This is a genomic window from Peribacillus sp. NPDC060253 (assembly GCF_042727425.1).
GTDB lineage: Bacteria > Bacillota > Bacilli > Bacillales > DSM-1321 > Peribacillus.
Genome location: NZ_JBHXAS010000062.1, coordinates 17,448 through 29,536, shown reverse-complemented (window position 1 = coordinate 29,536; position 12,089 = coordinate 17,448). Strand labels below are relative to the sequence as shown.

Sequence of the window (12,089 nt, the reverse complement as noted above, 5' to 3'; positions counted from 1 at the left end):
AATTAATATAAGATTGTTATATATAACTTATCCTAAAAATTTGCAAATAACCTTCATTTCCCTTAGGATATCCACTCTTTTTTCTAACGATTGAAATTAGAGAAATTCGACACCATTTCTCATGATCATAAAAAGCTTTAAAGAAAGTAATGTACAAGCTAAATATTCTTATTGGCCTTTTGATTCGCTGCATTCTGCACATTGATTATCATACTCGTATTCCTTAAGTCATTTGATCTTAGTTAACACCTTAAGACGTTTCGTTACTTCACTATGCGGCATGTTTTTCACAAAACTTACATATTCATCCACTCTTCTTATGTTATAATATGGTAAAATAATTACATAAAAAATATATTTCCTGAAAAAAGGAGTGCATGACAATGTCCAATATCGCAAAGATTATCAGGCAATACCGAGAAGATCATAATCTCACTCAACAGGAACTTGCTTTAAAATTACGAATCGGCACAAAGAAGATTGAAAAGTATGAATCAGGTGAATCGGTCACTGATACACAAACCATTTTGCGTCTTTCAACCGTCCTTGATATTCCAGCTTCGGAATTCTTGAAGGATTCTCCAACCGGGAATGCTTCTGGTTTGGACGAAGACATAAAAAAGCTAATTGAAGAAATCGGAACCAAAAAGGCTGAACTCGTTTTAAGAGCAGCTAAAGATTTTAGCGAAGAACAAATTCTGAATGTTATGCATACTTTATATAAAACACAAGCCTAATTCAAAAAATGGTGGCAGTATGTGTATTATTTTTCAGAGTCCTGGATATACTATGATTAACACTTTCTATGTTAATCCATTAGATTAACTCTTTTTCTAATTCCCCCTATGGAAAGGGATCCGGCTGCTAGTAACGGCCGGATCCCAATTTTTTTTGCCTATTTACAATGCTTCTTCATGAAACGTTCCATTCTTTTAAGCGCTTCTTGGAGCTGCTCCATGGAGGATGCATAGGAACAGCGGATATGACCTTCACCGCTTTCTCCGAACACATCACCCGGAACAACGGCCACAAGTTCTTCCTTCAAGAGTTTTTCAGCAAATTCCAACGAAGTCATCCCCGTTTTCTCGATCGAAGGAAAAGCATAAAAGGCTCCGCCAGGATTATGGCATTCCAGACCCATCTCATTAAATGATTTCACGATATAATTCCTTCTTCTGCGGTAACTCCTTCGCATTTCTTCAACGTCTTGCATTCCGTGCTTCAATGCTTCCAATGCAGCATGTTGGGCAACGGTAGGCGCACACATCATCGCATATTGATGAAGCTTGAGCATCGCTTCGGAAATTTCCTTAGGTGCACAAACGAACCCAAGTCGCCATCCTGTCATAGCAAAACTTTTCGAAAATCCATTGATGACAATTGTTCTCTCATGCATGCCCTCAATGGCAGCAAAAGAGGTGAATGTCTCATCATAAGCAAGTTCTGCATAGATTTCATCGGAAATGACAAGTAAATCATGCTTTTTAATAATATCCGCAAGCATCACTAATTCTTCCTGCCCAAGCTGGGTGCCAGTCGGGTTATTCGGCGAACAGATTAAAACAGCCTTCGTTTTAGGCGTAATAGCTGCTTCGAGTTGCCCTGGAGTCAACTTAAAGTCATCATCCTTGGAAGTTTGGACAGTGACCGGGATTCCCCCTGCCATGGTCACAAGCGGTGCATAGGCCACAAAGCAAGGTTCGACGACAATGACTTCTTCACCTGGATTCAAGATGCTCCTCAGGGCTATATCAAGCGCCTGGCTTGCGCCGACCGTGACGATGATTTGGTCCTCTGGACTATAAGAAACATGGAATTGCTTCTCCATGTAACCGCTGATTTCCGACCTTAATTCATATAATCCGGCATTGGCTGTATAAGAGGTATACCCTTCCTCCAAGGAGTTGATCGCCGCTTCCCTTATTGCCCAAGATGTAACGAAATCGGGTTCACCCACACCAAGCGAGACGACCCCTTCCAAATTCGCTGCCATATCGAAAAAACGGCGTATGCCTGATGGTTTAAGCTCTGCAATCGTCCTTGATACATAACTCGTTTTAATCATGGTGACACCACAATCCGCTTATCTTCTTCAGTTTGATCAAAAATCGTGCCATCGTGCTTGTATTTTTTCATGATGAAATGAGTCGTCGTGGAAATGACGGAATCAAGTGTCGAAAGTTTTTCTGAAACAAAGCTTGCCACTTCGTTCATCGAACGTCCCTCGACAATGACTGAAAGATCATAGACACCAGACATTAAATAAACGGATTGAACTTCTTTGAATTTGTAAATCCTTTTTGCGACCTCATCGAAACCGACCCCGCGTTTTGGAGTGACTTTAACATCAATCATCGCTGTGACACCATGGTATTCATCCACTTTTGTCCAGTTAATGACTGTTAAATAACGGACAATAACACGCATATCTTCTAATTTCTTCAATGTTATTTCTATGTCCGCTTCTGATAAATCGGTCATTTTAGCCAAATCCTTCAGATCGATCCGGCTGTTATTTTCAATAATTCTCAAGACTTCCAATTCCTCTTCATTCAAGTGCATTGGAAAACCCCCCTTTTGGAATTCACTAATTTAGATGTGACTTTATGGCGCTGGCAGATGTCTCACGAATAACCTTATTAGACTTTTTTAGAATCCTATATGACAATATAAATTAATAAGACTTATTCTGTCAGGATAAACTTACACTATTATATCAAAATTGGTCGGTGACCTGTTATAGTAATTGTCTTTTTTAATGACGATTCATACAATTACTGTTATGCAACAGTAATTGTATGACCTTTTTTGGAATATTCAGGAGATTACCAACAACGGAGGAGAAGGTATATGGAAAGTCAGAAAATTAAAGGTGTCGAACGGGTAGATAATATCGAAATCTATTTTGAACATGACCAAATAGATGATTCCTTCCCCACCCTTGTGCTACTTCATGGTTTTTTGTCATCCAGCTTCAGCTTCCGTAAATTAGTGCCCTATTTAACCAAGGAATTCAATGTGATTTCACTAGATCTCCCTCCATTCGGGCAAAGCGGAAAAGATTATCGATATACATATTCATTCCGCAACATGGCCAATTCCGTTGTTCAGTTTTTAAAGGAGAAAGATATTCGGGCATTCAGTATAATCGGCCATTCCATGGGCGGGCAGATTTCCCTGCAACTCATCAAATCACATCCCGATCTGGTCGAACATGCCATTCTCCTTGCCGGTTCAGGCTATCAGCCTAGCTATTCGGAAAAAATGAAGATGGTCAGCTACCTGCCATTCTTTTCATTCGGGATAAAACGTTATTTACAAAAGTCAGGTATCGAAAAAAATTTAAAAAATGTCGTCTATGACCCGGCCATGATAGACGATGAGATGCGGCAGGGCTATCTAGGGCCATTCATAAAGAAACATGATATATTCCGTGCCTTAGGGAGGATGCTTCGAGATAAGGAAATCGATTTGTTGAAGGAAGAGCTCGCTGACATCCATACACCCTGTCTGCTGATTTGGGGAAGGCACGATAGAGTGGTGCCGGTGAATATTGGCCAAAGACTGCATGATGACCTGCCTAATTCCGAACTTGTTGTCCTTGAGGATTCGGGGCACCTTCTACCTGAAGAGAAGCCGGAAGAAGTGTATCGATTAATTAAGGGATTTCTTGGAGTGGCTAAGTAAAACCTAACGAGTAAACTGCACAACTCACGAGTAAACTGCGCAATCTCACGAGTAAACTGCACAACTCACGAGTAAACTGCGCAATCTCACGAGTAAACTGCGCAATCTCACGAGTAAACTGCACTAACTCACGAGTAAACTGCACAATCTCACGAGTTAACTGCACAATCTCACGAGTTAACTGCACAACTCACGAGTAAACTGCGCAATCTCACGAGTTAACTGCGCAATCTCACGAGTAGAGAGCATAAAAAAACAACATAAAAAAGGTGCCCCTGATTTCTGGGTACACCCTTTTCACCTTTATATTAAATCGAACAGCTGGCATCATTTTTTATGATGAGCAACTTCTGAGCAACTTCCAGGCACTTGTCCATTTGAACGGATTCATCGAACGCGAATTCGTAAATGGATTTTATTTTTCTTGCCAGTTCCTTTGGGTTATCGATATCCCGGATCGCTACGACTGTATCCGCAATTTCCGGCTCATATAGATCCCATCCTATCTTGAATGGGTCCCACTCTTGCAAAACGGCAACCAACGCTATATTCATTTGCTGTGTATCCATATCATCATCACCTGCTCAATATTTTCAAAGAACATGATATCATAGTATCATAACAACAGGCTTTTCGCGAAGACGATAAATTTTTATTCGGGGTGTATATTTTGAACAAGTCAATTTTTGAAGAACATATTAACAGGGAAAATTCAGGGTCTGAAAAATGGGATAAAACCTCGCTCAAATCATTGTATGGGCGCGAAGATGTTCTCCCAATGTGGGTAGCAGATATGGATTTTGCATCTCCTGAAGGCATTCAAAAGGCGTTAATGGAACGCTTGAGCCATCCGATTTTCGGCTATACCGTCCCATCCGAAACGGTTTTCACCGAAATTCAAAGCTGGCTTAAAGACCGGCACTCCTGGCAAATCGATAAAGAGTGGATCTCATTTAGCTCTGGCATCGTTTCCGCAATTGGTACAACGATTCAAGCATTCACGAAACCGGGCGATAAAATATTGTTACAATCTCCCGTCTATAGACCATTTTTTGATATGATCAAAAATAATGATCGGGAAGTGGTCAATAGTCCCCTTACCATACAAAAGGACCGCTTTGAGATTGACTTCAAAGATTTTGAGGACAAGCTGAAAAGCGGAGTGAAACTATTCCTTTTTTGCAGTCCGCATAACCCTGGAGGACGCGTTTGGACAAAGGACGAACTATTGCGAATCGGAGAGCTATGTGAAAAAAATGATGTAGTCATCGTCAGTGATGAGATACATGCTGACCTATTTCATACAACATCGAGGCATTATCCGATCGCCTCACTTTCAGAAAAATTAGCGGATATAACCGTTACGTTAATGGCCCCAAGTAAAACATTCAATATTGCCGGCCTTCAGGCTTCATTCCTAATCGCCAGTAATGAAAAATTGCAGGAGCAATTGCAAAAGGTCCAAACGAAACTGGCCTTCAATGGTCTTAATATCTTTGCCTTAACAGCGATGGAAGCCGCCTATCGAGAGGGCAGGAATTGGCTCGAAGACATGATTGACTACATTGAGGAGAATATAAAAGTGGCAGAGGAATTCATAGCTGCTGAAATTCCTTCACTGCATGTCATGCATCCGGAAGCTTCTTTCCTGTTATGGATTGACTGCCGTGATCTTGGATTGACTGACAAGGAAATAAAGGAGCGACTGATCCATCAAGGAAAGCTCGCGTTGGAGCCTGGTTCAAAATACGGACCTGGCGGAGAAGGTTTCGTGCGAATGAATCTCGGTTGTTCACGCAGCATCCTGATGGAAGGGCTAAACCGTTTGAAATTGGCTTTTCCATAAAAAAAGCAAAGAACCAGGCAAAATTGTGCCTGGTTCTTTACTGTAATTGCTGTTGAAGGCCTTTTAGCAGCGTTCTTCCCTCTAGTACTTCTCTCTTCATGTCCTACCATAAAGGTATAAATCGGATAACAACTTGCTGTCATCGAAACTCCAGACGGATATCATCCCTGAAATGCCGGATATGCCAAATGAACATAGCCCTGGATTGAGTGATTTGAACAATAAAAAAAAAAAGGCGGACACATCACTCTGTGTTCGCCTTCTTTTTAATTATTGATATACTTTTCAAAAACATAGCCGAAATCTTTCACATGGTATTTCTTCCGGCTGTCCATCAACCATTCAAAAGCAGCTGAATTAATTTCCTTGAAACTCGCGGCCATTTGGCTTCCCTCAGTCCGAACTTGGTTCAAAGTGGAAGAAGCTAGGTTTACACTTTGCTGGGCAAATTGAAGGGCATACTCATTCTCGTGACAAATTTCCGATATTTTCACGAGTGATTTGAACAAGTCCTTTAATTCTTCAATGAATTTTTTATGGACATCAATGGAGAAAGTCTTTGCACCGATCGAAAATTTAATTTCCGCATCCAGATCCACAGTGCCAGCCGTTTCAAGAGTCACGTTGGAAATATTATTCTGGCTATAGCTATATCTCGTAAGTGTCCGCTTTTTGCTTATGGCGCTTGTTCCATCCAAATGTATGAACGCCTGATTCGTGAAACAGTACTCATCGGTTTTTGACTTAATCAGGAAATAAATTTTTTCCTCATCTTCGTGCATGATATAGTCATCAGCATCCACCTTATCATAATCCGCAGGTCTAATCACACTTCCAATATCACTAAGACCAAGGGCATCCGCCGCAATCTTCTTAAACATTTCCATTCCCCCTATCAAAATTCAGGTGAAGTACACCCTATTATAAGTATTTCTCTAGTATTATCTCATCTCGGATCGGAATTCCATCAAAACTGTAAAATGGAATCTCGGGCTTGACCTTCCTTGATTCTTCCACTGCATTTTTAATGATTTCCGAAATGACATAACCACGCTTTTGAAAAAACTTCAAAGCCTGTAAATTATCATTCGTTGTAATCGCTTTAATAGTATGGCAATTTTTTTCTTTTGCGATATTTTCCATTACATAAAGCAACGATGAGCCCACACCCTGATTCTCATGCTCACTATTCAAAGAAATGATCTGACATACATGGTCCGATAATTTGTATGTTCCCAGCCCCGTGATTTTTTCATTCTCGCCCATCACTCCAAAACCCTCAAGTTCCGCATAATGGAACAAGCCTCTTGAAAAAACGACTTGGGTCGTCTCCCAGTGCTCTATGAAAAAATTTTTAACCGTATCTGCCGCAATCATTCTTTTAGCTACGATTTGCATAACAATTTACGCCCCCAAAATTCTATCTCTATGCTTATAGTATAAAATGCGTATGCTAATAAGGGAACATTTTATTCATTATTCCGGTCCTTTACAACCTTCTAAAAAACATTATACCATTCATGGATAATCAATATTCTTGGAATAATACGCTCGAATCTTCCGGGATCAAGAAAGAGTATCTTCCTTTATACGCTGATTCCTTTTAGTGACTTCATCTTCTAATTGCTTTGTTTTCATTTCTTCTTTCTTTGAATATCTTATAATTGCCCTCATCGTAAAAACGGCTGCAACTAAAAAGATGAAACAAGTTATACCAGCCGAGATATATTCAGTCTTGTCTTCTGGAAAGTAAAGAAACAAACCTAGTAAAGTATGATTGATAAAGTCCATCGGATCCTTCCTTCCTGATAGGGAATAAACTGCTTTATCCCATTATATCAATTACCAGAACAATCCACTAGTGGGGCCATTCCACTAAAACCTTAAAAAGCGAGAGGCATTAAGCCTCTCGCTTTTTAAGGTTTATAAAATGGTAATCCCTTTGATCACTACATCAACAGCTGGTTTGTCTCCCCCAACTGTCTCTACGTTAGCAATCGTATCAACAACGTCCATGCCATCTACGACTTGTCCAAACACAGAGTGCTTATGGTCAAGCCATGGTGTGCCGCCTTGTTCCATATAAGCATTGATGATTTCTTCTGGATAACCGGCCTGCTTCATTTGCTCACCCATCCTGCTGTCCACGTGCTGTGCTTGCACGACGAAGAATTGGCTGCCGTTTGTTCCCGGTCCTGCATTTGCCATGGAAAGCGCTCCCCGCAAATTGAATAATTGCATGGAGAACTCGTCCTCAAATGGAGCTCCCCAGATACTTTCTCCACCCATTCCAGTCCCTGTTGGATCTCCGCCTTGAAGCATGAAATCCTTGATGACGCGATGGAAGATAATCCCTTCATAGTAACCGTTTTCAGCATGAGTCAAGAAATTCTCCACTGTCTTCGGAGCCAGCGTAGGGAATAGTTTGATTTTAATATCGCCCAGGGTCGTTTGCATGATGACCGCTTTTTCATTTTCCGATACTTCGCTTGTTAATTGTGGAAAGTTTGTCATTGTAGATAACCTCTTTCTTTTTTAAATAAAATGGATGATAACTCCATTTTCCATCTTCATTTGTACACTTTACACGATTTTTATAAAAAAAGCATCTTTGCGAAATTGAACAAATACGCTGTGAAAAATCGTTGTTCTTATGTATCATGAAGGAAGTTATAAGAAAGGTGGTAGGGAAATGTCTGAACAGGATTTTAAAATCGGCGATAAGGTTACCGCCATATATAAAACAGGAAAATACATCGGGGAAGTCACCGATATCAGACCTGCAGCATATCTTGTTAAAGTGTTGGCCGTTTTGAAGCATCCCATGCAAGGAGATCTTCATAACCCGAAGCAAACGGAAGTGTCCATGTTCCATCAACGGCGTGCTCTTGCATTCCGGGAGCAAACCAATGTGCCTAAGAATATGGTCAGGGTCTTTGAAGAGGAAATTCCTGAGTATAAGGAATCCTTAAGAGAAGCGGTTGAGAAAATGAAACGGTCCTTAAGCGAAGCACACACAGAGTGGAATGATAAAAGCTTACAGCTGCTTGAAGATCTAGCGGCGGATTATTTCAAATAAAGAATGATAAAAGCCAAATCGGTAGTATAAGATTTGGCTTTTATAACGCTAAATGATTCAATACCTTTGATAAATCAATGCGATCGCCAATTGTTGTCGGTTCATGGTTTTGCATATAACTCTTATCTTTCTCTACTAGCTTGAAGATATTATATGTCGTAATTGCATCATCCAGCGCCCTGTGATGCTTGCCTGTCCCCTCTTTGCCATAGGCCTGTACAGCCTTCCAAAGTCCGGTTTGATTTTGATCTCCAAAAAAACGTTTGTACTCGAGGCAAAGATCTGTTTGTTTTCCTGTAAAAGGAAATTCCATTCCTGATTTCTGACAGTTCTGACGGAGTACCTTCATGTCCATATTTCCCCAAGTCACAATTGTCGATGGGTGTTGCTCATCTATTTTCTTCAATAATGAAACCAGCTCCTCAAATGAAATCCCATGGTCCACCTGATCTTGGGTAATATTCAAGAATTTCTTGCATCTTCCCGTTAGGACTGGAAATTTCAATGGGTTAACAAAAGAAGAGTACTGTTCCTGAATTGTCTCATTTATGACAGAGACCAAACCTACTTCAATGATTTCAGGATAAAACCCTACTGGATTCGCTTTTCCTTCCGGCATCGTAAATTCAAAATCAATGAATACATATTGCTGTTGTTCCTCCATTTTTATGACCCCCTTCTTATTCTTGACATCAACATATAAACAAATATTGGTTTTTACTTTCTCATGACCATATTATAACAGAAGATTTAGAAAGTTTTTCACCGGATCGTACAACGCCATGATACGGCACCTGCATTCCTAAATTCACCAAAACTCTTTACCTTAATTGGATTATGATGGATTAATGAACCAAAAGTACCATTTTTAATCCCTGTACTTTTTCCAAGAACATACTAAAAATATATTAGTTAGGAAGTTGAACTATGCGCACGTATCTTGGTTATATCTCGATTTTCCTCTTAGTTCCTATATTGACCCTTTTCATTTTTCTTTCCTATCAAGAGTGGTCCTTAGCCCAATCTCCCTATCATGTACTAGACGAGCGGATTCCTATTGATTCGATCGAGCTGGCTCAGACAAGTTACATGACAGCTGCAAATGGAAAAGTGATCAGTGAAATTTCCAATGGTGAAAAACGGACTTACCTAAAACTTGAAGACATCCCTCTATTCCTTGAAAACCTGTTCATTGTTACAGAGGATCAAAAATTTTATGATCATGCAGGCTTTGACATATCCGGCTTAAGCAGGGCACTTCTTATCAATTCACAAAATAATAACATAGAACAAGGTGGCAGCACCATTACCCAGCAACTGGCCAGGAATGTATTTCTTACCCATGATAGGACGTATAACCGAAAACTTAGTGAACTCATTTATGCCTATCAATTAGAGCGAAAGAAATCAAAACCAGAAATCATGGAGCTATATTTGAATGCCATATATTTCAGTAATGGAGCTTATGGAATTGAAGCCGCTTCCCAGTTTTATTTCAGTAAACCGACCGGGGAGTTAACCAAGGCGGAACTTGCCTTCCTGGCAGCAATCCCTAATAATCCTGAACACTATGATCCTCTTAAACATTTCGATGAAACGAAAAAGCGACAAGAGAGGTTACTTAAACAAATGGTAGCTGAAGGTTATTTAGAACAGATCGAGTATGAAAAGCTTATCAAAAGTACGATTAAATTAGACTTGTCCACCTCGGTAGACTTATATCCTGATTATGTGACATATGTTCATCAGGAATTGAAAAACCTGGTGGCATCCACTGAAGGTCTCACAAGATCTTTGCAAAGTTCTGATGAAGCTACACGTAAGAAGGCGGAAGCCGAGCTGGATAAACGGGTCGAAAAGCTTTTAAATTCCGGTGTAACCATCCATACCGCACTCGATACTAAGCTGCAAACGCAGTCCAAGACTGCTGTACAATCAAAAATCGGTGTCAATGATATCGAAGGAGCTATAGTGGTTATACAGCATCATACGCACGAGCTTGTCTCTTTGATTGGGGGAAAAGATTATAAAAAAAATTCTTTCAATCGGGCATACCAAAGCTTTAGGCAACCAGGGTCAGCCATAAAGCCACTTCTTGATTATGCTCCCTATATTGAAGAGACGGATGCTGACATCAATCAGCTCGTTAGCGGAGCAAGCTATTGCAGCAATAGTTATTGTCCAAAAAATTATAGCGGTGATAGCTACGGGATGGTCACATTAAGGAGTGCCTTCGCACAATCCTATAACACACCTGCCATAAGGCTTTTTGAAAAGACTGGCATGGAAAAGAGCTTTAAGTATCTGGATGCATTCGATTTTAAAAAGGTGACCAAAAATGACCACCATATCAGTTCGGCTATAGGCGGTTTCGAGTATGGCATGAGTCCGCTTGAACTGACGAATGCCTATACTTCCTTCAATGATGGAAACTATCAGCCAGCGCGCGCGATCATTAACATCACCGACCAAGAAGGTAAAGTCCTTTATAGCTGGAAGGACAAATCCAAGGAGATATGGAGCAAAAGCACCGTAGACAAGATGCGGCAACTTCTCTATGAAGTAACCCTAACCGGGACGGCCCGCAAAGCCTACTTTCCTACAGACTATATCGGTGGTAAAACCGGGACGACCAATGATGTGAAAGACATGTGGTTTGTCGGCCTGACACAAAACTACACAACCGGCGTTTGGATCGGAAGAGACAAGCCCTCCAATCTGCAATCCATTTATTCACACACACCTCATGTATTGATATGGAAAGATATCAGCCAGACTGCCGAGGAATAAAAGAAGGTGCCAATGAGGGCACCTTCTTTTTTATGGCTATATGGGCAGACTTGCAATAACACTGTTATACAGCTTCAATCCTGCATAAGCGACTATTGAAATCAGGGCAGTCCAAACGAAGATTGGAAAGAAAATCAATCCTACTAACCTAGACAAATTCAGGCTCGGGCTTAACTTATTGACAAAATAAATTAAAGCGACGACATTCGTTGCGATAAAGATAGATCCAAGCCCGATGATGAATTGAACACTGAACAATGAACAAGCGCCGCCAATGACATATATGACCGATCCCCTTCTTACACTGTTCAAAGCCTTGCCTTCTGAATCCTTGGAAAAGAATAATAAAGATAGCTCCAATACAGTATCGGAGATCAACTTCAATGCGGCAAAAACCATAAAGAATAATAAGAGCAATACGATAAGCAGTGCCAGCTTTATGCCTGTTTCAGAAAAAAACTCCAGCATGCCTTGATAGATTCCCAAATTCCCAAATAACTTGAGCATTTGCATTTCCCCATAAATGGCAAAGGAAAGACTGAATAATAGGATTGAAATGATCGGAAAGTAGCTAAGTAAATATGTGTTTTTCATGTTTTCTCCATCCATGCATCTTTTATCCTATATTATGCAAGATAACCCTTCATTTCACAATGGATAGTAAACTAGTTCTCCCTAAAAAAACTT

Annotated in this window: 15 protein-coding genes; 5 read left to right on the top strand and 10 right to left on the bottom strand. The window is 40.4% G+C overall.

Annotated features, from left to right (window positions below; genetic code table 11):
* The first annotated feature begins 383 nt into the window (after positions 1–383).
* Complete coding sequence (locus tag ACFWE9_RS16390) at positions 384–737, top strand: helix-turn-helix domain-containing protein (protein ID WP_377357736.1); 354 nt, start codon at positions 384–386, stop codon at positions 735–737.
* A gap of 158 nt (positions 738–895) precedes the next feature.
* Here the strand turns inward: ACFWE9_RS16390 and ACFWE9_RS16385 are convergent, their stop codons facing one another.
* The gene (locus ACFWE9_RS16385; protein ID WP_230159432.1) at positions 896–2,065 is read right to left on the bottom strand and encodes an aminotransferase; all 1,170 of its coding nucleotides are present in this window, start codon (positions 2,063–2,065) and stop codon (positions 896–898) included.
* Positions 2,062–2,562 carry an Lrp/AsnC family transcriptional regulator gene (locus ACFWE9_RS16380; protein ID WP_230159431.1) on the bottom strand — a complete coding sequence of 167 codons (501 nt, stop codon included), beginning with the start codon at positions 2,560–2,562 and terminating at the stop codon, positions 2,062–2,064. Before ACFWE9_RS16380 ends, ACFWE9_RS16385 begins: the two co-directional genes overlap by 4 nt.
* Before the next feature lie 288 nt (positions 2,563–2,850).
* Here ACFWE9_RS16380 and ACFWE9_RS16375 point away from each other — a divergent pair, with 288 nt between their 5' ends.
* Entirely contained in the window at positions 2,851–3,687 is an 837-nt protein-coding gene (locus tag ACFWE9_RS16375; protein ID WP_377357733.1) for an alpha/beta fold hydrolase, read from the top strand.
* On the opposite strand, the gene ACFWE9_RS16370 is transcribed toward ACFWE9_RS16375, so the two are convergent.
* Entirely contained in the window at positions 3,680–3,874 is a 195-nt protein-coding gene (locus ACFWE9_RS16370) for a hypothetical protein (RefSeq protein WP_377357731.1), read from the bottom strand. The two genes, ACFWE9_RS16375 and ACFWE9_RS16370, sit on opposite strands and share 8 nt — an antisense overlap.
* 121 nt (positions 3,875–3,995) lie before the next feature.
* On the bottom strand, positions 3,996–4,256 hold the full coding sequence (locus tag ACFWE9_RS16365) for a DUF1871 family protein (protein ID WP_230159428.1): 261 nt from the start codon (positions 4,254–4,256) through the stop codon (positions 3,996–3,998).
* 101 nt (positions 4,257–4,357) lie between these two features.
* Between ACFWE9_RS16365 and ACFWE9_RS16360 the strand changes: the two genes are divergently transcribed.
* The gene (locus tag ACFWE9_RS16360; RefSeq protein WP_377357729.1) at positions 4,358–5,533 is read left to right on the top strand and encodes a MalY/PatB family protein; all 1,176 of its coding nucleotides are present in this window, start codon (positions 4,358–4,360) and stop codon (positions 5,531–5,533) included.
* Between the two features lie 266 nt (positions 5,534–5,799).
* Here the strand turns inward: ACFWE9_RS16360 and ACFWE9_RS16355 are convergent, their stop codons facing one another.
* The 4 genes from ACFWE9_RS16355 to ACFWE9_RS16340 all read right to left on the bottom strand — a co-directional run bounded on the left by ACFWE9_RS16355 (position 5,800) and on the right by ACFWE9_RS16340 (position 8,047).
* A complete protein-coding gene (locus tag ACFWE9_RS16355; RefSeq protein ID WP_230159426.1) occupies positions 5,800–6,414 on the bottom strand; it encodes a PH domain-containing protein in 615 nt (204 codons plus the stop codon).
* A gap of 40 nt (positions 6,415–6,454) precedes the next feature.
* Positions 6,455–6,931 carry a GNAT family N-acetyltransferase gene (locus ACFWE9_RS16350; protein ID WP_230159425.1) on the bottom strand — a complete coding sequence of 159 codons (477 nt, stop codon included), beginning with the start codon at positions 6,929–6,931 and terminating at the stop codon, positions 6,455–6,457.
* Positions 6,932–7,099: 168 nt separating this feature from the next.
* Positions 7,100–7,324: a hypothetical protein gene (locus ACFWE9_RS16345; protein ID WP_230159424.1), complete on the bottom strand. Its 225-nt coding sequence runs from the start codon at positions 7,322–7,324 to the stop codon at positions 7,100–7,102.
* Positions 7,325–7,456: 132 nt separating this feature from the next.
* A complete protein-coding gene (locus ACFWE9_RS16340; protein ID WP_377357727.1) occupies positions 7,457–8,047 on the bottom strand; it encodes a peptidylprolyl isomerase in 591 nt (196 codons plus the stop codon).
* Between the two features lie 178 nt (positions 8,048–8,225).
* Between ACFWE9_RS16340 and kapB the strand changes: the two genes are divergently transcribed.
* Entirely contained in the window at positions 8,226–8,612 is a 387-nt protein-coding gene (kapB, locus tag ACFWE9_RS16335) for a kinase-associated lipoprotein KapB (protein WP_230159423.1), read from the top strand.
* A 40-nt stretch (positions 8,613–8,652) separates the two neighbouring features.
* On the opposite strand, the gene kapD is transcribed toward kapB, so the two are convergent.
* Positions 8,653–9,276, bottom strand: coding sequence for a 3'-5' exonuclease KapD (gene kapD, locus ACFWE9_RS16330; protein WP_230159422.1), 624 nt, complete (start codon positions 9,274–9,276; stop codon positions 8,653–8,655).
* 263 nt (positions 9,277–9,539) lie between these two features.
* Between kapD and ACFWE9_RS16325 the strand changes: the two genes are divergently transcribed.
* The gene (locus ACFWE9_RS16325) at positions 9,540–11,402 is read left to right on the top strand and encodes a transglycosylase domain-containing protein (RefSeq protein WP_377357724.1); all 1,863 of its coding nucleotides are present in this window, start codon (positions 9,540–9,542) and stop codon (positions 11,400–11,402) included.
* Positions 11,403–11,438: 36 nt separating this feature from the next.
* On the opposite strand, the gene ACFWE9_RS16320 is transcribed toward ACFWE9_RS16325, so the two are convergent.
* Positions 11,439–11,996: a DUF5366 family protein gene (locus ACFWE9_RS16320; protein WP_230159420.1), complete on the bottom strand. Its 558-nt coding sequence runs from the start codon at positions 11,994–11,996 to the stop codon at positions 11,439–11,441.
* Positions 11,997–12,089: the final 93 nt, after the last annotated feature.